This is a genomic window from Cyanobium sp. ATX-6F1 (assembly GCF_047395825.1).
Lineage (GTDB): Bacteria > Cyanobacteriota > Cyanobacteriia > PCC-6307 > Cyanobiaceae > ATX-6F1.
The window spans coordinates 524,799-543,690 of the sequence record NZ_JBCEBF010000003.1 but is presented as its reverse complement, the minus strand read 5'-3'; the positions used below and the strand labels follow the sequence as shown (position 1 = coordinate 543,690).

Below are 18,892 nucleotides of genomic sequence, written 5' to 3'. Positions count from 1 at the left end.
GGGCTCAGCTAACCGCAGCGCCCGTGGCCGCCCGTGTGGCCCTGGCTACGTCTGTGATGGCTGGGCCGGTTCTTCCCCCCTGGGGGCGTGGCAGGATCAATTCAGCCCTGGACGTTCCGATGCGGGGTTCGCTTCGATCGCCATGGTTCCCCCCGAGCCCCCCATCCCGATGCGGATCGTCAAGGCCGATCGTTCCCGCGTCGGGGTCGATGGCGGCCAGGCCGCCTGGGATCTGAGCGACATCGTCGAGGCTCTGGCCCATCCCACCAACAACTCCGGTCTCGACTGGGCCCGTCACCAGCCCTTCCCTCTGCCCTCACCGGAGCTGCTCCAACGGGTGTTCACGGGGTTGCGCTCGGTGCTCTTCCCCCACCATTTCGGTGCTTCTGACCGCTCCGGGGCGGACCTGAGCAGCTTCATCGGCCACACCCTCGATCACACCCTGCAGCAGCTGGCCGAGCAGGTGAAGCGGGAGTTGTGGCTCAGCGGCAGCGCGCTTCACCTTGATCTGGGCGCCCTGCAGCGCCAGGCGAACGAGTTGACGGGGCGCTTCGCCGCCCAGTTGCCCGTGATCCGGCGCCTGCTGGAGGGGGATCTCCTGGCGGCTCACCTGGGGGATCCCGCCGCCAAGAACCTCGACGAGGTGCTGTTCTGCTATCCGGGTATCCGGGCGATCACCACCCATCGCATCGCCCATGAGCTCTACCGGCTCGGCCTGCCCCTGATCGCGCGGATCATCTCGGAGCTGGGCCACTCCGAAACCGGCGTCGACATCCATCCCGGGGCCTCGATCGGCGGTGAGTTCTTCATCGACCACGGCACCGGCGTGGTGATCGGCGAGACCTGCATCATCGGCGAGCGCGTGAGGCTCTACCAGGCGGTCACCCTGGGGGCGCGCAGCTTCCCCCGCGACGAAAGCGGCGCCCTGATCAAGGGTCAGCCCCGCCATCCGATCGTCGAAGACGACGTGGTGATCTACGCCGGTGCCACGGTGCTCGGGCGCATCACCATTGGCGCCGGCTCCACCATCGGCGGCAACGTCTGGGTCACCAAGAGCGTGCCCCCGGGCAGCTTCGTGAGCCAGGCCAAGGCCAGCCAGGACACCTTCGATGGCGGGGCGGGGATCTAACGGCCCCGGTGCTGGCGGATCACCTCGCCGGCGTTCAGCAGCAGCGCCTCACCGGGCTCCAGGGCGCGCCAGTGCTCGTTGGTGGTGAGCGGCGCGGTGCTCACGATCGTGACCACGTCGTCGGGGGTGGTCAGCTGGGAAAAATCCAGCGTGAGGTCGTCATCGGCCAGGGTGGCGGTGGTGAAGGGGGCCCGGCGGGTGAGCGTGTGCAGCTTGGTGCTGGCGTAGGCGAACAGCCAGGCGCCGTTGCTGATCAGGCAGTTGAAGATGCCCATGGCCGCCAACTCATCGGAGCAACGCACCAGCTGCTCGAACAGGCCCTGTTCATTGTTGGGGCTGAGGCCGGCGGCGCTGAGGGTTTCGAGAATCCAGCAGAAGGCCGCCTCACTGTCGGTGCTGCCCAGGGGAGGTAGGTGCTGCCGGGGGGAAGCGATTCATGGATGTCGCCGTTGTGGGCGAACACCCAATCCTGGCCGCCCCAGCGGCGGTGGAAGGGGTGGCAGTTCTCCAGGGCGACCTCGCCCTTGGTGGCCTTGCGGATGTGGGCGATCGAGCAATGGGCCTTGAGGTTGAGGTCCGCCACCTGGGCGGCGAGGGGACAGAAGGCCGCCGCTTCCTTTTCCCGGTAGATGCTCACCCCGCCTCCACTGGGATCGAAGCTGGCCAGACCCCAGCCATCGCCGTGGTCGCCCGTGGCACCACCGCGCCGGGCCAGACCCCGGAAGGAGAAGGTCATGTCGGTGGGGGTGTTGGCGCTCAGGGCCAGCAGTTCACACATGGGTGAGGGTCTGACGCCGACTCGATCAAGCGGGAGCAGGCCTTCATTCTGCGTGACCCTCCACCCGTGCGGCCTTCAACCCGTGCGGCAGGGCCCGGAGTGGCTGGCGGCGAGCTGATCAGCGGCTCCTGGCGAAGATCGAATCCCAGAGGCCTCGTTTGCCGAAGATCTTGGCGTTGATCGCCCTCCAGCCACCGAACTCGCTTGCGGTGTAGGTCGGCACCGACTGGAACCTGCCCTTGGCGGCCGCTTTGCCTTGCGCCGTCACCGGGCGGAAGCCGTTTTCGGAGAAGACTTTCTGGGCCGCCGGGGTGTAGAGGAACCTGGTGAAGGCCTCAGCGACCTTGCGCGTGCCCTTCTTGTCGACGTTCTTGTCGACCACGGCGATCGGACCCTCGATCAGGATGTTGGGGCTGGGGATCTTGTAGGGAACGGTCCATTCGCCGGTCTTTTTGGCGAGGATCGCCTCGTTTTCGTAGTTCAGCAGCACATCGCCCTGCTTGCGCTTCACGAAGATGTCGGTGGCTTCCCGGGCATCCTTGGGCAGCACCTCCACGTTCTTGTAGACCGTGGTCACGAAGTTGCGGGCCTGGGTTTCGGATCCGCCGGTCTGGGTGATTGAGCCCCAGAGACCCAGGAAGTTCCAGCGGGCGCCGCCGGAGGTTTTGGGATTGGCGGTCACCACGTCGACGTTCTTGTTGTCGAGGTCTTTCCAGGAGGTGATCTTCTTGGGGTTGCCCGCACGGGTGAAGAAGACCACCAGCGAGTTGGTGATGATCGAGTTATTGGGGTTCTCCTTCTCCCAGCCTGGCTTGATCAGGCCGGCTTCCTCAATCTTGAGGATGTCGCCAGCCAGGGCCAGCCCCACCACATCGGCCTCCAGGCCATCGATCACGGCCCGGGTCTGGGAGCCGGAGCTGCCATAGCTGGTTTTGACGCTCACGATCTGACCGGTTTGTTTCCTGTAGTCGGCCTGGAACAGGGGAATGATCCTGTCGTAGGCCGACTTGGTGACGGCGTAGCTGACCAGCAGGAGTTCTTTCTTTTGCTGAGCCTGGGCGGGCGCGCCGAATAGGGAGAAGGAGGAGCTGGCGGCCAGGGGCAGGCCGGCGATCACGGCCACGCCCAGGCCAAGGGCAGCGCGCCGCCCGAGGACGGAAAACGATTGAACCACGGTAGTCCGATTGGGTACAAAGACAATCTAGGGCCTGGGTGGACCCGCCCTGTGGTCCGGGCACCATCGTTCGGAGCCTGGATGGCATCGATCCCGGGCTGCGGTTGCTGGCATGATCCGGCTGGTGCGTAGCTCTTTGAGGTCGCCTTGGCGTTCAGTGCGAAGACCGAGTACGGGCTGGTGGCACTGATCGAGCTGGCCAGCATCCACGCCAGCGGCGGGGTGCTGCAGGTGGCCGAGATCGCCGCCCGCCAGAACATCCCGGACCGCTACCTGGAGCAGATGCTCACCAGCCTGCGCCGGGGCGGCATCCTGCGCAGCATCCGTGGCCCCAAGGGGGCTACCAACTCATGCGTCCGCCGGCTGAGGTTCGGGTGTCGGAGGTTGTTCATTGCCTGGAGGGAGAGAACCCTCCCCGCGAGGCCACCGGCCGCCAGACCCCCGAGTTCGAGGTGCTGGACAGCCTGGCGGCCCGGCTGGAGCAGGCGCGCCTGGCCCTGTTGGAGGGCGCCAACCTGCAGCAACTTCTGGACCAGCGTGACGGGCTGCTGCAGGCCCAGGCGATGTATTTCATCTGAAGTGCCCCGCTCAGATCGAGTAATCAGGCTCGAAGGTCCGGGCCTGACGGCTGCGGATGTGCAGGGTGTCGCCCACGGTCAGGGCCCTGGGATCCAGCTGATCGCGCGGGATCTGGGCCAGGACCGTCTGGCCATCGACCAGCACGAGCTCCGCCTGCAGATCCCGGCCCATGTGGCTGAGCCGCCGCAGCCGCGCCGGGATCGCGCCGGCGACCGCCTGGGTGAACACCTCCACGTCGTGGGGCCGGACGAACAGGGGGAACCCGGCGGCGCATCGGTGGAAGGCGGCACCCCCTGATCGGAGAGCAGGCCCCTGGGCAGGATGTTCACCTCCCCCACGAAGCTCATCACGAAGGGGGTCTCGGGGTGGTCGTAGATCTCGGCTGGGGTGCCGATCTGCTCGATCCGGCCCTGGTTCATCACCACGATGCGATCGGCCACCTCCATCGCTTCCTCCTGGTCGTGGGTGACGATCACCGTGGTCACGTGCATCTCGTCGTGGAGGCTGCGCAGCCAGGCGCGCAGCTCCTTGCGCACCTTGTAATCGAGGGCGCTGAACGGTTCATCGAGCAGCAGCACCCTCGGCTGCACGGCCAGGGCCCGGGCCAGGGCGACGCGCTGCCGCTGGCCGCCGGAGAGCTGGGAGGGGTAGCGGCCGCCGTAGCCCTGGAGCTGCACCAGCTCCAGCAGTTCATCCACCCGGCGGCGGATCGCTTCGCGCTTCCAGCCCCGCAGCTCCAGACCGAAGGCCACGTTCTGGCGCACGCTGCGGTGCTTGAACAGGGCAGAAGTGCTGAAAGACGAAGCCGATGTTGCGGTCCTGAACCGAGCGTTCGGTGGCTTCTTCGCCGGTGATCCAGATGCGCCCGACGTCGGGGGTTTCCAGGCCCGCGATCAGCCGCAGCAGGGTGCTCTTGCCCGAGCCTGAAGGACCCAGCAACGCCACGAGCGAGCCGGTCTCCACATCGAGGCTCACATCGTGAACGGCCATGAAATCGCCGAAGCACTTGGTGACGTCGGCGACGCGGATGCCCATGGGTCAGAGGCCAAGCAACTGGTTTCGCCCATGCCGATGGCAGGGGACGCGGGATTTTAGCCTGTTCCCCACCGGTGAACCGTTGAATCCTGGCCTGGGCGATGGTACGGTCCGGCCCATCACCCGTCAGGCCAGAAGGGATGGCACTCGCCTCGATCAAGCGCCGGTTGCTGCCGGCCATCAAGCTGCCCAGCTGGCCCTGGCGGATCACCTGGCTGTATCTGGGGCTGGTGCTGTTTCTGCCGATCGGCGGACTGCTGCTCAAGGCCTCCGGGATCGGCCCCGCCGACTTCTGGGAGGCGGCCACCGCGCCTGAGGCCGTGGCCACCTACAAGATCAGCTTCGGTCTGGCCCTGGCCTGCAGCCTGATCAATGGGGTGTTCGGCCTGGTCATCGCCTGGGCCCTGGTGCGCACCAGTTTTCCCGGCAAACGGCTGCTGGATGCCCTGATCGATCTGCCCTTCGCACTGCCCACGGCCGTGGCCGGCCTGGCGCTGACGGCGGTCTACAGCACCAACGGTTGGCTGGGGGCACCCCTGATGCAGCTGTTCGGCCTCAAGGTGTCGTTCACCTGGGTGGGTGTCGGGGTGGCGATGCTGTTCATCTCGCTGCCCTTCGTGGTGCGCACGGTTGAGCCGGTGCTGCGGGCGCTGGAGAAGGAGCAGGAGGAGGCCGCCTGGAGCCTGGGGGCCTCCCCGCTCCAGACGATCGTTCGAGTCGTGTTGCCCCAGCTGTTCCCGGCCATCCTTGCCGGCGTGGCCCAGGGCTACAGCCGGGCGGTGGGGGAATACGGCTCGGTGGTGATGATTTCCAGCAACGTGCCCTTCAAGGACCTGATCACGCCCACCTTGATCGTGCAGAAACTGGAGGAATACGACATTGCTTCGGCCACCGTGATCGGCACGGTGATGCTGATGTTCTCACTTCTGAGCTTGCTGGTGATCAACTTCATCCAGATCTGGGGGCAGCGCTATTCCGGTGAGCTGAACTCGGCCGGCTGAGCCTCCGTCCCCTTGCCTCCAACCGTCATGATTGTTTCCACGGATCTCCGCCTCCAGCCCCAGAGCGTCCCCGCTCCCGCCCCCAGGCGCCCCGGGGCCAAGGGCCCCCCATGGGCGGGCCTGTTGATCCCGCTGATCGCCTGCCTCTATGTGGGGGTGGTGATTTTGATGCCGGCGTTGAACGTGGTGGTGGGAGCCCTCTCCAAGGGGGTGGGCGCCTTCCTGGCCAACCTGAGTGATCCCGACCTGCTCAGTGCCCTGCGGCTCACCGTGATCGTGGCGGCGATCGCCGTGCCCGCCAACGCCCTTTTCGGGCTGGCGGCCGCCACCGCGATCGCCCGCCGGAATTTTCGCGGCAAGGCGCTGCTGCTCACGATCATCGATCTGCCGTTTTCGATCTCACCGGTGGTGGTGGGCCTGATGCTGGTGCTGCTCTACAGCCCCACCCATGGCCTGTTCGGGGGGCTGGTGGAATCGAGTGGCTTCAAGATCCTGTTCTCCTGGCCCGGCATCGTCATGGCGACGATCATCGTCAGTTTTCCGTTCATGGCCCGGGAGGTGATCCCCACCCTCGAGGAGGAGGGCTGGGATCAGGAGGAAGCCGCCCGCACCCTCGGCGCCACGGATTGGCAGGTGTTCTGGAAGGTCACCCTGCCTTCGGTGCGCTGGGCGGCCCTCTATGGGTTGATCCTCACCACGGCCCGCTGCCTCGGGGAGTTCGGCGCCGTCGCGGTGGTGAGCGGCAACATCGCCGGCAAGACCCAGACGTTGCCGTTGTTCGTGGAGGACGCCTACAAGCAATATCACACCGAACTGGCCTACGGTGCGGCCCTGATCCTCGGTGGTGTGGCGATCGTGTCGCTGCTGCTCAAGCTGCTCCTGGAGCACCTGCTGGAGCAGGACAAGAAGGCGGTGCGCGCTGAGTGATGCGACGTTTGTTCCTGGTCGTCAACCCCGGCGGGCAGCGCTCGGAATCCCTCTCAGGGGGTTCAGGGCTCTGGGCCCCCTGGCCCCGCTGCTGCCCCTGGCTGGTGATCGTGGCCGGCGTGGTCCTGGGCCCCGCCGTGGGCTTCTCCCCTGGCTGTTTCTGGTGATCGGCCTGGGGTGCCTGCTCAGCGGCTTCCTGGGCCGCGCCTGACGGGCCGCGCCTGGGGCGTGCAGCGGGGCGGCTCAGGCCGCCGCTTCGATGATCGCGATCGTGGTGGCTTCCACCTGCCGCGCCACCTCGGCCAGCTCGGGATCACTGGAGAGGGCGCTGAGCATCACGGCGGGGCGGACCATGGCGATCCGGGTCCGGCCGTCCTGGCGGCTCACGCTGATCCGGCAGGGGAGAGCCGTGGCCAGATTGATGTCGGCCCGCAGCACCTTGGCGGCCTGCTGGGGGTTGCAGACCTCGAACACCCGGCACTGCTCCGGGAAGTCGAGACCCTTGGAGCGCAGCGTTTCCCCAGGTCGTGCACCGCGAGCAGCCCGAAGCCGTGGGCGGGGATGGCCGCCTCCAGGGCCGCGCAGGCCGCCTCGAAGGATTTGTCTGTGTCGCTCTGGAAAAAGGGATTCATGGGGGGAGATCAACGCAGAGGGTGTGGAACGCGGAAGGAGGCTGTGGCGGTCGGCATGGGCCGCAGGCTGGCGACCCTGTGTTGCCGTTGCCAGGCTTCGCCGCCGGTGAGCAGGGCCGAGCCCAGCAGCAGGGCGGCAAAGCCGCGCCGCAGCTGACGGTCGGGGAGGTGCGGTGCCAGCCGTTGGCCGATCACCGCCCCGGCGAAGCCGCCCAGCAGCAGGGGCTGCAGCAGGGGCAGGCTGGCGGCGGGCCAGTGCCCCAGGGCGGCCATGGCCACCACGCTGTTGAGGGCGATCAGCAGCAGGCTGGTGCCGCTGGCGATCTGCATCGGCAGGCCGGCCAGCAGCACCAGGGCGGGCACGATCGCAAAACCACCGCCCACCCCGGCGATGCCCGTGAGCAGACCGATCAACACGCCCTGGCTGGCCAGAACCAGCGCAGAACCCGCCGGGCTCGGCTCCGCCGCCCCAGCGGCGGCCCGGCGCCGGGTGAGCAACCAGGCGGCCAGCAGCGCCGCGGCGGCGAACACCCCCAGCTGCACCGGCTCACTCACCAGGCCGGCCTTGACGAAGCTGCCGCCGATCCAGCTGCCCGCCAGGGCCGGCAGGCCGAGGATCAGGGCCGGTTTCGGGGCCACCTGGCGGCGGCGCAGATAGGGCCCCACATTGCCCAGGGCCATCAACGTGACCACCAGCAAGGACAGGGGCACCGCCTCCCGAGTCGGCAGGGCCGCACCACTGATCAGCAGCGGCATCAGCAGGATCGAGCCGCCGGCGCCGAGCACGGCGAGCAGGAAACCGATCAGGGCCCCGCCGGCGGCCAGGAGCAGCAGCACCGGGCTGATCACATGGACACCCTGTTCCAGGGCATGGCGGCCAGCAGCCGGGCCATCCCGCAGAAGCCGCTGACGCCGGCGAACACCAGGCCCGCCCCCACGAAGCCACTCAGCCAGATCCAGCCCGGGGCGACGGCCTGGCTGAGGATCACCCCGAGCAGCACCAGGGAGCCAGCGGCGATCTGCACCTGGCGCATCAGGGGCAGGGGGCGCCTTTGAGCTTGCGCACGGAGAACCCGGCCTGCTGCCAGGCGGGCACGCCACCGAGCAGGTCAGCCACCGGGTGGGGATGACCCTGGCGGAGAAGCTGGCTCAGGCCTTTGGCGCTGCGGTTGCCGCTCTGGCAGACCAGCACCAGGGGGCCGTGGGGCAGATCGGCCTGGGGGAGGCGCGCGAGCGGGATGTTGAGGCTGCCGCTGATGTGGCCGGAGGCGTACTCCATCGGTTCGCGCACATCAACCACCGTTACCTCGCCTGCGGCGAGCTGATCAGCCAGGTCGTGGGCGGAGAGGCGGGTGGGGGTGGTGGTCATGGCAGGCGGTGAATGGGACATCAGCGCGAGAGGGCGACCCTGGGCAACTGTTATGACGTTAACCGCATAAAGGCTATTAACGCAAGTCGTCACCGATCGCATGGGGAATGCATAATGCTTCTAACGTCATAAAACCTTCCAATGCGCCGTTCCGCCGCGGGCGCCCCACCGAGCCCCCAGCTCCTTGAGGAGCTCAGTCAGTTCTTCCGGCTGCTGAGCGAGCCGGCCCGGCTGCAGCTGCTCTGCCAGCTCAAGCACCAAGGGCCCATGGATGTGGCGGCGCTGATCGAGGCCACGGGTTTCAGTCAGTCCCACATCAGCCGTCAACTAGGTCAGTTGCAGCGCGCCGGCCTAGTGCGTTCCGTGCGCGAGGGCACACGCCTCACCTATGAAGTCGCCGACCCGCTGGTGCATGAGCTCTGCAACCTGGTCCAGGGGCATCTCAAGCAAAAGCTGGAGCAGCAGCTGCGGCTGCTCCAGGCGAGCTGACGCGCTGACGCCTCGCGTTGCGCCAGGATCCAGGCCATGGCTGACCAACCTGCGCTCATCCTTCTCTTCGACGGGGCCTGTCCCCTCTGCCGCCGGGAGGTGGACACCCTGCGGGGCCGCGATCGGGGCCGGGGGCTGATTCGCTTCGTCGACATCGACGCAGCCGACTACGACCCCTCGGCCCATGGCGGCATCAGCTACGGCGAGGCGATGGGGAGCATGCGTGGGCTCGCCGCCGATGGCCGCGTGATCAAGGATGTAGCCGTCTTCCGGGAGGCCTACCGGCTGGTGGGGCTGGGCTGGATCTACGCCCCCACCGCCTGGCCGCTGATCGCTCCGCTGGTGGATGCGCTCTATGCCCTCTGGGCCCGCTGGCGGCTGCGGCTCACCGGCCGGGGCGACCTGCAGGGCCTCTGTGATCGGCGAGCGGGGCGCTGCGGAGCAGGGGCCCTGCCGGAGAGCGAGCAGGTTTCCCGGGTGTGATCGGCCAGACGGTAGGCGCACGCCCTGCCCAGAACGCCGAGCCACCCGCTTTCCTGGCCGCCCCCGATAAGCGCGCCGCTGGCGCTGCCGGAGTTCATTCAGCGCTTCGGTTCGGTTTCAGCGCTTCGCGTCCGACTGCAGCAGGGCGTTCTTGCTCTCCTTGAGGGAGTTCCAGATCGCCTTGATTTCGGCGTAGGCCTGCTCCTGGCTCACCTTGCCGTTGCCCTGAAGGCCCACGATCAGCCCCACCCTTTCGGCGAACTGCTCGAGGTTCTGGTGAAAGGCCAGTCGTTCCGGGCTCCAGTCGTCACCGCGGTAACCGCTGTGGCCTTCCAGGGGTGATTGGGTTCCGCCGTTGGCGAGCAGATCCATGTCCAAGGCGTCGTCGTCGGAGGCCGTCACAGGTTCAACCGCGTCGCGCTGACGCTAGTGGAATCATCCAATCTCAGCGTTCAAGCGGTGGGTTCATGTGCGGTGGATCACACCGGTCGATCGAACTAGCCTCAGACGTCCACTGGATTCGGCGACGATGTTGGAGTCGCATGGCATCCGCCTGACCCCCGGCGCCCGGGAGACCCGGCGCCTGGAGGCCCGCCCCGGTGACCTGCCCGCCGCCCTCGCCCGCTACGACGGCCCGGCCCCCACCGAGTTGTCGGTGATCGTGTTCGGCGAGTGGGGGGTCCAGAGCCACAGGCTGCGCAGCGTTGCTGATCTTGAGCCCCTGGCGGCCCTGGGGCGGCCCCTGTGGCTGCGGATTCAGGGTCTCGCGGAGATCGGGCGGATCACCGAGGCCCTGCGGGTGCTTGATGTGCCGATGGCCTTTCACAGCCCGCTGCTGGAGCAGCCCCAGCGCACCCGGGTGGATTCCTTTGGCGATGGCCTGGTGGTGGTGTTGCACCGCATGTCCTTCGCGCCAGGCAGCCTCACGGTGGTGAGCGAGCAGCTGGGGCTGCTGCTGCTCGATCACCTGCTGGTGTCGGTGGAGGAGGTGCCCAGTGGGGAGCCCTTTCCTGCTCTCAGCGACTGGCTGGTGGGCCATGGGTCGTCCGGCGCGGCCGATCTCGACGACGTGCTCCATTACGTGATCGATGAACTGCTCGATGGGATCGCTCCCTTGCTTGAGCAGTTCGCCCTGCGCCTCGACGATCTCGAGGAGCGGGCCCTGCGGGAGCCCACCCCCGCGGTGATCAACCGCGCCTATGAGGTGCGCGCCAACCTGCGGGTGATCCGGCGGCAGATCTGGCCGCTGCGCACCGAGATCCAGTCGATGCTGCGCCAGAACCACCGGGTGCTGGGGGAGCAGGCGCTGCAGGGCTTCCACCGACATGAGTCAGCACGTGGAGATGCTGTTCGGCAGCTGTGAATTGATGCGCTACCACTGCGATGCGGTGACCGATGCCTACATGGCCAGCACCGGCAATCGCATGAACCAGGTGATGAAGACCCTGGCGATCATCACCAGCATCTTCGCGCCACTCACCTTGATTGTGGGCATCTACGGCATGAACTTCCAGAACATGCCTGATCTCAACTGGAAATACGGCTACTACGTCAGCTTGCTGGCGATGGCCTTCGTGGCCGGCCTGCAGGCCTATGTGCTCTGGCGCCGCGGCTGGTTCGAGAACTGGACGGCGAGCCGCTCCACTCGGCGCTCCCCCAGGCGGGGCGGCGGCGATGAGTGCCCCAGCAGCTCCTGAGCCGGCGGCGATCGATCGCCACCTGAGCGCCGGTGCCTATGCCGCCGATCGCCTCGCCGTAGCCCTCAAGCGCATCGTCGCCCTCCACGCCGAGGTGCTCGCCGATGAGGACCCTGAACCCCTGCATCAATTGCGCGTGACCATGCGCCGGCTGCGCACGGTCCTGGTGCAGTTCGAGCGGGCCCTGGTGCTGCCCGAGGCCGTCAGTGAGGAGCGGATCGCCCGGGTGGCCCGCCGGCTGGGGGTGGCGCGGGATCTCGATGTGCTCCGCGATCGCCTCGATCACGACCTGCAACCGTTGCTGAGCGCGCCGGAGCGGGAACGCTTCAAGCCGATCCTCAAGCGCCTGCGCCGCGACCGCCGGCTGGCCTTCCTCGATCTTGAGCACCAGCTCAAGCGCGGCCGCTACCTGGCGATGCTCGGGGCCCTCCAGGGCTGGTTGCGCCAACCGCGCTTCACCCCCTGGGGCAGGAGCCCGCCATCGACTGGCTGGGGGAATGGCCGGCGCCCTGCCTCAGCGGCTTGATGACCCATCCGGGCTGGTGGGCCGCCGATCCCCACCGGGACGCCACGGTGCTCCACGATCTGCGCAAACGGGTCAAGGGGGCCCGCTACGGCCTGGAGAACCTGGCACCGCTGCTCGGGGGGCGCCCCAGCGGTTGGATCGAGCGCTTCAAGGCCGTTCAGGGCTGCCTGGGGGATCTCCAGGATCTGCAGGTGTTGCGAGCAGCCCTGGGTGAGCAACTTGAAAGGCCCCTGGCCGAGGTGCTGCCGAGCCTGGCCGTTGAGCTGGAGCGGCGCGAGGGGCTCAACTGGGGCCGCTGGAGGCTCCTGGCCCAGGAGGCCCTCGATCCCAAGGAGCGGCGAAAGCTCAATCAAATCTTGAGCGCGGGTTAACCAGCCCATAACGATGCCGGGGGGTCCAGCGGCTAGATCTTGTGGGCACCCGCCATGGCTGATCTGATGACCTTCGCCAAGAAGGCCCTGACTCTCTCCACCCTCGCCGCCCTCGGCGTTGGTGCCTCCGCTTCAGCGGGCCCCAACCTCAACGGCGCCGGTGCCACCTTCCCCGCGCCGCTCTACCAGCGCTGGTTCGCCGATCTGGCCAAGGCCAAGGACATTCAGGTCAACTATCAGTCGGTGGGCTCCGGCGCTGGTGTGCGTCAGTTCATTGCCGGCACCGTCGATTTCGGCGCCACCGATGAGCCGATCAAGGCCTCTGACGCCGCCAAGGTGGAAGCGCGGCGTGGTGCAGTTCCCCGCCGCCGGCGGCACGATCGCCATCGCCTACAACAAGCCAGGCTGCAGCCTGAAGCTCACCCAGAAGCAGGTCGCTGGCATCTTCATGGGCACCATCAAGGACTGGAAGGAGCTCAAGTGCGCCCCGGGCAAGATTGCCGTGGCCCACCGCTCCGATGGCTCCGGCACCACCTTCTCGTTCACCAACTCCCTCTCCAGCTTCTCCCCTGAGTGGAAGAGCAAGGTGGGCGAAGGCAAGAGCGTGAACTGGCCCGTGGGGGTGGGCGGCAAGGGCAATGAGGGTGTGGCCGGGGTGCTCACCAACACCCCCGGTTCGATCGGCTATGTCAGCCGCGCCTTCGTCAAGGGCAAGATCCAGGCGGCCGCCGTTCAGAACAAGGCCGGCAACTTCATCAAGCCCGACCTCAAAGGTGGAACGGCCGCCCTCAACAGCATCACCCTGGATGCCAACCTGGCCGGTGAAGATCCCAATCCCGCCGGCGCCCAGGCCTACCCGATCACCACCCTCACCTGGATCCTGGCCTACAAGAGCGGTAACGGCGCCAAGGCTGCCGCCCTTCGCGAGGCCTTCCTTTACACCCTCAGCCCCAAACCCCAGGGTCTGGCCGATGATCTGGGCTACGTGCCCCTGCGCGACAGCATCTTGAAGAAGGCCAAGGCCGCCGTCGGCAGCATCGGTTCCTGAGGACTGATTGCTCTGTTGATCGCAGCTCGATTCTTTTCGATCGTGCTGTGATCTCAAGGTTTTCCAAAGGGTCCCTGGGGACCCTTTTTGATGGGCCAGGTTTCTTTCTGGATCCGTGGGTGAGCCTTAGCCAGAACTTAACCTTCTGGCTAACAAAGCTTTGCCCGTTTCCATGTGCTCCTCCATACGCTGGGCAGGTTCCTTTTGGTCACTCCGATGGTTGCGACACCGCCCCGTGATGCGGGCCGCAGTGATGGCCTGCGCGAGGTTCTCGAATCCAGTTACCAGAAGCGCAATCTTGTTCATCTGAGCACCGGCAGTTCCGTGCCACTGCTCAAGAACACCATCTGGCTGGTGGTGCGGGGCATGGTGAAGCTGGGGGCCGTCTCCATCCATGGCGATGAACTGCTTCTCGGTCTGGCGGGGCCGAATGAGCCCTTCGGTGATCCGCTCACCAATGTGGAGGCCTACGAGGCGATCACCCTCTGTGAGACCGATCTGCTCTGCCTCTCCTGCGCCGAGATCGAGCAGAGCCCCCATCTGGCGATGGCGCTGATGCAGGCGGTCTCCAGCCGTTACCGCCAGGCCGAAGTGCTGCTGGCGCTGCTCGGTCTGCGTCGGGTGGAGGAGCGGGTGCGGGGGTTCCTGGAACTGCTGGCCCAGGAGTACGGCCAGCCCTGCGACACCGGCCTGCGCCTCAACCTGCGGCTCACCCACCAGGAACTGGCCAGCGCCCTGAGCACCACCCGGGTGACGGTGACCCGGGTGATCGGGCTGCTGCGGGATGAGGGCTGGCTCAGCATCGATGCCCAACGGCATCTGGTGATCACCCATCTGCCCCGGGCGGCGACGGCGCTACGATACTGAGATTCAGTTGCAATAAGCCCGCCCATGGGCCTCCCTCCAGCGGGCCAAGCCCTGTCCCTCGCCCGTCTGGCGGTGGGACGGTCGGGACGGATCCTTGCGGTGGCGGCTGAAGCGGGCTTGTCGCAGCGGCTGAGTGCCCTCGGGCTCTGCAAGGGCCGCACGGTGCAGGTGCTGCGGCGGGCCTGGTGGTCCGGTCCGCTGCATGTGCGCGTCGGCATGACCGAGCTGATGCTGCGCCGCTGCGACGCCGAGTGCATCCGCATGGAAACTTGCGAGAATGGAGCATGAGCCGGCGCGCCATGGGCCCCGCCACCACATCGCCACCCGCCTCGCCACCTGCTGCCCCCCGTGCTTCCGGGCCAGGCCCTGAATCGACGGCGATCCCCCAGGGTTCCGAGCCCCAGGGAGCCGATCGCCGCCCCTGTGTGGCCCTGCTGGGGATGCCCAACACGGGCAAATCCACCTTCTTCACCCGGCTCACCGGCGCCCATGCCCAGATCGGCAATTGGCCCGGGCTCACGGTCGATCTGATGCAGGCCCAGCTGGAGCTGGGCGGCCAGATGGTGCGGGTGGTGGATCTGCCGGGGATCTACGACCTGCGCGGCTACTCCGAAGACGAGCTGCTGGTTCGGGGGTTCCTGGAGCGCACCCCGCTGGATCTGGTGCTGGTGATCCTCAACGCCAGCCAGATCGACCGACAGCTGCAGCTTGTGCTCCAGGCCCGCAGCCTGGGGCTGCCGGTGTTGGTGCTGCTGAACATGGTCGATGAGGCCCGCCGCTTTGGCCTCACGATTGACGATGGCGCCCTGAGCAGGGAGCTGGGCCTGCCGGTGTTCCCGATCAGCGCCAAGTACGGCACGGGATTCGCCGCCGTCCGAGCGGCGCTCGAGGCCCGGCTGACGGTGGGGGACCCGCCGGTGTGCTGCCTCGATCCCGGCCGCTTCCTGCTCGATGATCCGGCACTCGATGCCGCCCTGGCGCCCCTGCTGGAGGCCGCCGTGCGGCTGCCCGATCGCCTCAAGGACGCCACCACCCGCCGCCTGGACGCGCTGCTGCTGCATCCGCTGCTGGGGCTGCCTCTGTTTTTTGGGGCGATGTTCCTGATGTTCCAGGGCATCTACGCCCTGGGGGTGCCGCTGCAGACGGGGCTCGCCACCGTGCTCAACGGCCTTGGCGCCCAGCTGCTGCGGCCCTTGCTGGGCGGCCTTCCCCCTTCCTGAGCGGCTTCCTGATCGATGGCCTTTACCAGGGCATCGGCACGGTGGCGGCGTTCCTGCCGGTGATCTTCCTGTTCTTCCTGGCCATGGGAGTGGTGGAAGACAGCGGCTACCTCTCGCGGGCGGCCTTCCTGATGGACGGCCTGATGGAGCGCCTCGGGCTCGATGGCCGCTCCTTCGTGCTCTCCCTGATGGGCTTCGGCTGCAATGTGCCGGCACTGCTCGGTACCCGGGTGATGCGCTCCAGTGGCCTGCGCCTGCTCTCGATGCTGGTGATTCCGTTCTCGCTGTGCTCGGCGCGCCTGAATGTGTTCCTGTTCATGAGCGCGGCCCTCTTTGCCCCGAGCCAGGGAGCCCTGGTGATCTTCAGCCTCTACCTGCTCAGTTTCGTGGCGATGATCGTCACGGCGGCCCTGTTCAAAGGCAGCTTCAGCAGCGATGAGCCGCTGATCCTGGAACTACCGCCCTATCGCTTCCCCACCGCGGCCCAGATGCTCAACCGGGCCTGGTGCGAAGTGCGCCATTTCTGGATCTGGTCGCGGCGGTTCATCATCTTCGGGGTGGTGGCGATCTGGTTGATGAACAACCTGCCCGTGGGGGTTCCCCCGCCAGTGCCGGCACCCTCTCGGGGATGCTCGGCCAGGCACTGCAACCGGTGCTGGCCCCGATCGGCATCAACCCCAAGCTCACCGTGGCGCTGCTGTTCGGCTTCATCGCCAAGGAGATCGTGCTCGGGGGGCTGGCGGTGATCTACACCCAGGCCGACCCGGTGCGGCTGGGTCAGGCCCTGGCCCTGGACCTCGACTGGGCCCAGGCCTATAGCTTCATGATCTTCACCCTGCTCTACACCCCGTGCCTGTCGACGGTGGCGGTGATCCGCAGCGAATCGAAGAACTGGCGGTTCACGGCCTTTGCGGTGTTCTGGTCGCTGCTGCTGGCCTGGTTGAGCAGCTTCGTGTTCTACCAAACGGTGCTGTGGCTGAGGGGCTGATCAGCCGCGATGCGTTTTGAGCTCGAAGCCCTGCTGAGCCCCGAGGCGGCCTCCACGCTGCTGGCGGCGTTGCAGGCCGAGCAAGGGGCCTGGTTGGCGGGGAGCGCCACCGCCGGCTGGCACGCCCGCCAGGTGAAGCGCAACCGGCAGCTGGATCGGGCCAGCGCCCTGCACCGGTCCCTGGCGAATCAGGTGAGCGCAGCCTTGCTGGCCCAGCCGCTGCTGCAGTCGGCGGCTTTGCCGGTGCGGGTCCATGGGTTGCTGTTCAGCCGCAGCGGCCCCGCTGACGGCTACGGCCGCCACGTGGACAACGCCTTCATGGAGGGGGGCCGCTCCGATCTCTCGTTCACGCTGTTTCTCTCCGCTCCCGACCACTACGAAGGCGGTGCGCTGGTGCTGGAGCAACCCCACGGAGAGGAGGCGTTCCGGCTGCCGGCGGGCCATGCCCTTGTGTATCCCAGCACCCTGCTGCACCGGGTGGAGCCGGTGAGCGCCGGTGAGCGGCTGGTGGCGGTGGGCTGGATCCAGAGCCGGGTGCGCAGCGCCGAGCAACGGGAGCTGCTGTTCGAGCTCGATACGGCCCGGCGGACCCTGTTCGCGGGCGGCGGCAAGGGCGAGGTGTTCGACCTGCTCTGCCGCAGCTACAGCAACCTGCTGCGGATGTGGGGAGAGTGAGCCGCCCGTGGCTCAGCCGAAGCGCTGCTGCTCCATGGGCAGATCCAGGCAGTAGCCCACGCCGTACATGGTCTTGAGATAGGTGGGCCGGTGGGGGTCGGGTTCGAGCTTGCCGCGCAGGTGGCGGATCTGCACCCGCAGGCATTCGATGCCGTTCACATCCGGCTCATAGCCCCAGACCTCCGCGAGGATTTCCTCGGGGGGAACGGCCTGACCATGGCGCTGGAGCAGGCAGTGGAGCACCTCCAGCTCCAGGCGGGTGAGGCGGATCGCCCGGTCGAACCACATCGCCTCCATGCGATCCAGCAACAGGGTGAGCGGCCCGTAGGTGAGCACCTCTCCCCGCAGCGAAGGCATGGACTGCCCGCTGCTGCGGCGCAGCAGGGCCCGCAGCCGGGCAATCAGCTCCTCGCTGTCGTGGGGTTTGATCACGTAGTCATCGGCGCCGGCATTGAAACCGCTCACCTTGTCGCTGATGTCCCGCAGGGAGGTGAGAATCACCAGCGGCACAGCGGTGGTGCGCGGATCCCGTTTCAGCCGCATGCAGAGGGTGAGGCCGTCCACCTTCGGCAGCATCAGATCGAGCATGATCAGATCGGGGCACAGTTGGTGTGCCAAGGCCTGCCCATGGATGCCGTCGAGGGCGTAGCGGGTGTCGAACCCGGCCCCATTGAGTTCGGCCACCATCCGCTGGCAGAAATCGAGATCGTCGTCGATCAGCAGCAGACAGGGTTTCATTGCCGTCACGGTTTGGGTCGAGGAAGGCCCACTCCCGTTGTCAATGGGTTGAGTGGGATGGGTCTAACGCTTGGCGCGGGAAAATCGGCTGCCAGGGGATTTTATTTCTGATTGCTTTAATGATTGAGCCAAGAATGATGTTGAAACCTGGATAATTGCTGTTAAAGGCCTCATCAAGGCCGGCGGTCGCTGGCTGGGTGGATCAGCTGGGTGGATCAGCTGGGTGGAGGCTTGGGGGAGGCTCCAGCTGCAGGGTGCTGTGGGCGATCCCCAGGGCCGCCAGCCGGCGTTTGGCCTCATGCAGCAAGGCCATGTCGTCGCCCGCGCCGGGCGTGCGAATGATGTGGGCGGTGAGGGCGTTCTGGGAGGTGCTCATGCCCCAGATGTGCAGGTGGTGCACCTCGATCACCCCCGGCAGCTCCAGCATGGTCGCCTCCACCGTCTGGCGATCAATCTCCCGGGGCACCCCGTCGAGGGCCACCGCCAGGGATTCCTTCAGCAGTGACCAGCCGCTCCAGGCCACCGCCACGCCCACGCCGATCGCGGTGATCGAATCGAGCACCGTCCAACCGGTCAGGCTCACCAGCAGCACGCTGCCCAGCACCGCCGCCGAAACGGCCGCATCGGTGAGCAGGTGCACCACGGCGGCGCGGCGGTTGAGGTCGTGCTGGTGCCCATGGCCGAACAGGCGGGCCGAGAGCAGGTTGACGACGATGCCGGCGGCGGCGGCCCAGGCCACGGGCCCGGTGGACATCTCCACTGGCCGCCCAAGCCGCTGCAGCGCTTCGACGATCACCACCGCGGCGGCCATCAGGATCAGCACCGCATTCACCAGGGAGGCCAGCTGGGTGCTGCGGCCGTAGCCGTAGGTGAAGCGCGCGCTGGCGGGCCTGGCGCTCAGCCGCTCAGCCCCCAGCCCAGCAGCAGCCCGGCCACGTCGCCGAGGTTGTGGACGGCGTCACCGATCAGGGCGAGGGAGCCGAAGCCGAAGCCGATCGCCAGCTGCAGACCCGAGAGGGCACTGTTGAGGACGATGCTCCAGCGGAAGGCCGCCGCTGAACCGGGTTTGTGCTCGTGCTGGCGGGGGTGGGGCTGCTGCTGGATCCCCACGGCGGGATGGCTGTTGTCGTGCTCGTGCTCGTGGGTGTGGGAGGGGGGCATCGGCG

General features: G+C 67.3%; 27 protein-coding genes and 3 pseudogenes. 18 read left to right on the top strand and 12 right to left on the bottom strand.

The features are described 5' to 3' along the window. Window positions 1–169 precede the first annotated feature (169 nt). Window positions 170–1,129, top strand: coding sequence for a serine O-acetyltransferase EpsC (gene epsC / locus AAF143_RS14645; RefSeq protein ID WP_414027276.1), 960 nt, complete (start codon window positions 170–172; stop codon window positions 1,127–1,129). Here epsC and AAF143_RS14640 read toward each other — a convergent pair. The 3 genes from AAF143_RS14640 to AAF143_RS14630 form a co-directional block, all read right to left on the bottom strand. Next, complete coding sequence (locus AAF143_RS14640) at window positions 1,126–1,497, bottom strand: class II glutamine amidotransferase (protein WP_414027511.1); 372 nt, start codon at window positions 1,495–1,497, stop codon at window positions 1,126–1,128. The genes epsC and AAF143_RS14640 overlap by 4 nt on opposite strands. Then, complete coding sequence (locus AAF143_RS14635) at window positions 1,383–1,907, bottom strand: class II glutamine amidotransferase (RefSeq protein ID WP_414027275.1); 525 nt, start codon at window positions 1,905–1,907, stop codon at window positions 1,383–1,385. The genes AAF143_RS14640 and AAF143_RS14635 overlap by 115 nt, the downstream gene beginning before the upstream one ends. Window positions 1,908–2,025: 118 nt before the next feature. Beyond that, entirely contained in the window at window positions 2,026–3,030 is a 1,005-nt protein-coding gene (locus AAF143_RS14630; RefSeq protein WP_414027274.1) for a sulfate ABC transporter substrate-binding protein, read from the bottom strand. A gap of 231 nt (window positions 3,031–3,261) precedes the next feature. On the opposite strand from AAF143_RS14630, the pseudogene AAF143_RS14625 reads away from it, so the two are divergent. Further along, window positions 3,262–3,659: pseudogene (locus AAF143_RS14625) on the top strand (Rrf2 family transcriptional regulator). A gap of 10 nt (window positions 3,660–3,669) precedes the next feature. Here AAF143_RS14625 and AAF143_RS14620 read toward each other — a convergent pair. Then, a pseudogene (locus AAF143_RS14620) lies at window positions 3,670–4,695 on the bottom strand (sulfate/molybdate ABC transporter ATP-binding protein). A 140-nt stretch (window positions 4,696–4,835) separates the two neighbouring features. On the opposite strand from AAF143_RS14620, the gene cysT reads away from it, so the two are divergent. The 3 genes from cysT to AAF143_RS14605 are packed head-to-tail and all read left to right on the top strand — an operon-like array spanning window position 4,836 to window position 6,790. Next, window positions 4,836–5,696, top strand: a complete 861-nt coding sequence (gene cysT / locus AAF143_RS14615; protein WP_255006692.1) for a sulfate ABC transporter permease subunit CysT — start codon at window positions 4,836–4,838, stop codon at window positions 5,694–5,696. A gap of 27 nt (window positions 5,697–5,723) precedes the next feature. Next, on the top strand, window positions 5,724–6,623 hold the full coding sequence (gene cysW, locus AAF143_RS14610) for a sulfate ABC transporter permease subunit CysW (protein WP_255006690.1): 900 nt from the start codon (window positions 5,724–5,726) through the stop codon (window positions 6,621–6,623). After that, the gene (locus AAF143_RS14605) at window positions 6,623–6,790 is read left to right on the top strand and encodes a hypothetical protein (RefSeq protein ID WP_414027273.1); all 168 of its coding nucleotides are present in this window, start codon (window positions 6,623–6,625) and stop codon (window positions 6,788–6,790) included. Before cysW ends, AAF143_RS14605 begins: the two co-directional genes overlap by 1 nt. Window positions 6,791–6,866: 76 nt before the next feature. On the opposite strand, the gene AAF143_RS14600 is transcribed toward AAF143_RS14605, so the two are convergent. The 4 genes from AAF143_RS14600 to AAF143_RS14585 are packed head-to-tail and all read right to left on the bottom strand — an operon-like array spanning window position 6,867 to window position 8,624. Continuing rightward, on the bottom strand, window positions 6,867–7,268 hold the full coding sequence (locus AAF143_RS14600; RefSeq protein ID WP_414027272.1) for a DUF302 domain-containing protein: 402 nt from the start codon (window positions 7,266–7,268) through the stop codon (window positions 6,867–6,869). Then, window positions 7,265–8,092: a sulfite exporter TauE/SafE family protein gene (locus AAF143_RS14595; RefSeq protein ID WP_255006685.1), complete on the bottom strand. Its 828-nt coding sequence runs from the start codon at window positions 8,090–8,092 to the stop codon at window positions 7,265–7,267. Before AAF143_RS14595 ends, AAF143_RS14600 begins: the two co-directional genes overlap by 4 nt. An 8-nt stretch (window positions 8,093–8,100) precedes the next feature. Further along, window positions 8,101–8,289 (bottom strand): DUF2892 domain-containing protein, encoded by a 189-nt coding sequence (locus AAF143_RS14590; RefSeq protein ID WP_414027271.1) that lies wholly within the window; start codon window positions 8,287–8,289, stop codon window positions 8,101–8,103. Continuing rightward, window positions 8,289–8,624: a rhodanese-like domain-containing protein gene (locus AAF143_RS14585; RefSeq protein ID WP_414027270.1), complete on the bottom strand. Its 336-nt coding sequence runs from the start codon at window positions 8,622–8,624 to the stop codon at window positions 8,289–8,291. Before AAF143_RS14585 ends, AAF143_RS14590 begins: the two co-directional genes overlap by 1 nt. A 141-nt stretch (window positions 8,625–8,765) precedes the next feature. Between AAF143_RS14585 and AAF143_RS14580 the strand changes: the two genes are divergently transcribed. Both AAF143_RS14580 and AAF143_RS14575 read left to right on the top strand, forming a co-directional pair. Further along, window positions 8,766–9,113 carry an ArsR/SmtB family transcription factor gene (locus AAF143_RS14580; RefSeq protein WP_255006680.1) on the top strand — a complete coding sequence of 116 codons (348 nt, stop codon included), beginning with the start codon at window positions 8,766–8,768 and terminating at the stop codon, window positions 9,111–9,113. A gap of 36 nt (window positions 9,114–9,149) precedes the next feature. After that, entirely contained in the window at window positions 9,150–9,596 is a 447-nt protein-coding gene (locus AAF143_RS14575) for a thiol-disulfide oxidoreductase DCC family protein (protein WP_255006665.1), read from the top strand. 117 nt (window positions 9,597–9,713) lie between these two features. Here the strand turns inward: AAF143_RS14575 and AAF143_RS14570 are convergent, their stop codons facing one another. Next, a complete protein-coding gene (locus tag AAF143_RS14570; protein ID WP_315859597.1) occupies window positions 9,714–9,998 on the bottom strand; it encodes a hypothetical protein in 285 nt (94 codons plus the stop codon). Window positions 9,999–10,125: 127 nt separating this feature from the next. Here AAF143_RS14570 and AAF143_RS14565 point away from each other — a divergent pair, with 127 nt between their 5' ends. From AAF143_RS14565 to AAF143_RS14515, 11 genes and pseudogenes are all read left to right on the top strand, one after another. Further along, window positions 10,126–10,959 carry a CorA family divalent cation transporter gene (locus AAF143_RS14565; protein WP_414027269.1) on the top strand — a complete coding sequence of 278 codons (834 nt, stop codon included), beginning with the start codon at window positions 10,126–10,128 and terminating at the stop codon, window positions 10,957–10,959. After that, on the top strand, window positions 10,940–11,293 hold the full coding sequence (locus AAF143_RS14560) for a CorA family divalent cation transporter (protein ID WP_414027268.1): 354 nt from the start codon (window positions 10,940–10,942) through the stop codon (window positions 11,291–11,293). The genes AAF143_RS14565 and AAF143_RS14560 overlap by 20 nt, the downstream gene beginning before the upstream one ends. Then, window positions 11,271–11,819, top strand: a complete 549-nt coding sequence (locus AAF143_RS14555; RefSeq protein ID WP_414027267.1) for a CHAD domain-containing protein — start codon at window positions 11,271–11,273, stop codon at window positions 11,817–11,819. Before AAF143_RS14560 ends, AAF143_RS14555 begins: the two co-directional genes overlap by 23 nt. Then, a complete protein-coding gene (locus AAF143_RS14550; protein WP_414027266.1) occupies window positions 11,819–12,190 on the top strand; it encodes a CHAD domain-containing protein in 372 nt (123 codons plus the stop codon). Before AAF143_RS14555 ends, AAF143_RS14550 begins: the two co-directional genes overlap by 1 nt. 66 nt (window positions 12,191–12,256) lie before the next feature. Beyond that, a pseudogene (pstS, locus tag AAF143_RS14545) lies at window positions 12,257–13,238 on the top strand (phosphate ABC transporter substrate-binding protein PstS). Window positions 13,239–13,454: 216 nt separating this feature from the next. Continuing rightward, entirely contained in the window at window positions 13,455–14,105 is a 651-nt protein-coding gene (locus tag AAF143_RS14540) for a Crp/Fnr family transcriptional regulator (RefSeq protein ID WP_255006656.1), read from the top strand. 24 nt (window positions 14,106–14,129) lie between these two features. After that, complete coding sequence (locus AAF143_RS14535; RefSeq protein WP_255006654.1) at window positions 14,130–14,393, top strand: FeoA family protein; 264 nt, start codon at window positions 14,130–14,132, stop codon at window positions 14,391–14,393. Then, entirely contained in the window at window positions 14,390–15,325 is a 936-nt protein-coding gene (locus AAF143_RS14530; protein WP_414027265.1) for a FeoB small GTPase domain-containing protein, read from the top strand. The genes AAF143_RS14535 and AAF143_RS14530 overlap by 4 nt, the downstream gene beginning before the upstream one ends. 41 nt (window positions 15,326–15,366) lie before the next feature. Then, complete coding sequence (locus AAF143_RS14525; RefSeq protein ID WP_414027264.1) at window positions 15,367–16,071, top strand: nucleoside recognition domain-containing protein; 705 nt, start codon at window positions 15,367–15,369, stop codon at window positions 16,069–16,071. Continuing rightward, window positions 15,954–16,313, top strand: coding sequence for a nucleoside recognition domain-containing protein (locus AAF143_RS14520; RefSeq protein WP_414027263.1), 360 nt, complete (start codon window positions 15,954–15,956; stop codon window positions 16,311–16,313). The genes AAF143_RS14525 and AAF143_RS14520 overlap by 118 nt, the downstream gene beginning before the upstream one ends. Window positions 16,314–16,322: 9 nt before the next feature. After that, a complete protein-coding gene (locus tag AAF143_RS14515; RefSeq protein WP_255006641.1) occupies window positions 16,323–16,988 on the top strand; it encodes a Fe2+-dependent dioxygenase in 666 nt (221 codons plus the stop codon). Window positions 16,989–17,000: 12 nt separating this feature from the next. Here AAF143_RS14515 and AAF143_RS14510 read toward each other — a convergent pair whose 3' ends face one another. From AAF143_RS14510 to AAF143_RS14500, 3 genes are all read right to left on the bottom strand, one after another. After that, window positions 17,001–17,726 (bottom strand): response regulator transcription factor, encoded by a 726-nt coding sequence (locus AAF143_RS14510; protein ID WP_255007125.1) that lies wholly within the window; start codon window positions 17,724–17,726, stop codon window positions 17,001–17,003. A gap of 202 nt (window positions 17,727–17,928) precedes the next feature. After that, window positions 17,929–18,627 carry a cation diffusion facilitator family transporter gene (locus tag AAF143_RS14505; protein ID WP_414027510.1) on the bottom strand — a complete coding sequence of 233 codons (699 nt, stop codon included), beginning with the start codon at window positions 18,625–18,627 and terminating at the stop codon, window positions 17,929–17,931. Further along, window positions 18,624–18,887: a cation transporter gene (locus tag AAF143_RS14500; RefSeq protein WP_414027262.1), complete on the bottom strand. Its 264-nt coding sequence runs from the start codon at window positions 18,885–18,887 to the stop codon at window positions 18,624–18,626. The genes AAF143_RS14505 and AAF143_RS14500 overlap by 4 nt, the downstream gene beginning before the upstream one ends. Window positions 18,888–18,892: the final 5 nt, after the last annotated feature.

Coding starts and splice junctions, on each gene's coding strand:
- epsC (WP_414027276.1), top strand. CDS start 170: ATGCGGATCGTCAAGGCCGATCGTTCCCGCGTCGGGGTCGATGGCGGC.
- AAF143_RS14635 (WP_414027275.1), bottom strand. CDS start 1,907: ATGTGTGAACTGCTGGCCCTGAGCGCCAACACCCCCACCGACATGACC.
- cysT (WP_255006692.1), top strand. CDS start 4,836: ATGGCACTCGCCTCGATCAAGCGCCGGTTGCTGCCGGCCATCAAGCTG.
- cysW (WP_255006690.1), top strand. CDS start 5,724: ATGATTGTTTCCACGGATCTCCGCCTCCAGCCCCAGAGCGTCCCCGCT.
- AAF143_RS14605 (WP_414027273.1), top strand. CDS start 6,623: ATGCGACGTTTGTTCCTGGTCGTCAACCCCGGCGGGCAGCGCTCGGAA.
- AAF143_RS14590 (WP_414027271.1), bottom strand. CDS start 8,289: ATGCGCCAGGTGCAGATCGCCGCTGGCTCCCTGGTGCTGCTCGGGGTG.
- AAF143_RS14585 (WP_414027270.1), bottom strand. CDS start 8,624: ATGACCACCACCCCCACCCGCCTCTCCGCCCACGACCTGGCTGATCAG.
- AAF143_RS14580 (WP_255006680.1), top strand. CDS start 8,766: ATGCGCCGTTCCGCCGCGGGCGCCCCACCGAGCCCCCAGCTCCTTGAG.
- AAF143_RS14575 (WP_255006665.1), top strand. CDS start 9,150: ATGGCTGACCAACCTGCGCTCATCCTTCTCTTCGACGGGGCCTGTCCC.
- AAF143_RS14565 (WP_414027269.1), top strand. CDS start 10,126: ATGTTGGAGTCGCATGGCATCCGCCTGACCCCCGGCGCCCGGGAGACC.
- AAF143_RS14560 (WP_414027268.1), top strand. CDS start 10,940: ATGCTGTTCGGCAGCTGTGAATTGATGCGCTACCACTGCGATGCGGTG.
- AAF143_RS14555 (WP_414027267.1), top strand. CDS start 11,271: ATGAGTGCCCCAGCAGCTCCTGAGCCGGCGGCGATCGATCGCCACCTG.
- AAF143_RS14550 (WP_414027266.1), top strand. CDS start 11,819: ATGACCCATCCGGGCTGGTGGGCCGCCGATCCCCACCGGGACGCCACG.
- AAF143_RS14540 (WP_255006656.1), top strand. CDS start 13,455: ATGGTTGCGACACCGCCCCGTGATGCGGGCCGCAGTGATGGCCTGCGC.
- AAF143_RS14535 (WP_255006654.1), top strand. CDS start 14,130: ATGGGCCTCCCTCCAGCGGGCCAAGCCCTGTCCCTCGCCCGTCTGGCG.
- AAF143_RS14530 (WP_414027265.1), top strand. CDS start 14,390: ATGAGCCGGCGCGCCATGGGCCCCGCCACCACATCGCCACCCGCCTCG.
- AAF143_RS14520 (WP_414027263.1), top strand. CDS start 15,954: ATGCTCGGCCAGGCACTGCAACCGGTGCTGGCCCCGATCGGCATCAAC.
- AAF143_RS14515 (WP_255006641.1), top strand. CDS start 16,323: ATGCGTTTTGAGCTCGAAGCCCTGCTGAGCCCCGAGGCGGCCTCCACG.
- AAF143_RS14510 (WP_255007125.1), bottom strand. CDS start 17,726: ATGAAACCCTGTCTGCTGCTGATCGACGACGATCTCGATTTCTGCCAG.
- AAF143_RS14500 (WP_414027262.1), bottom strand. CDS start 18,887: ATGCCCCCCTCCCACACCCACGAGCACGAGCACGACAACAGCCATCCC.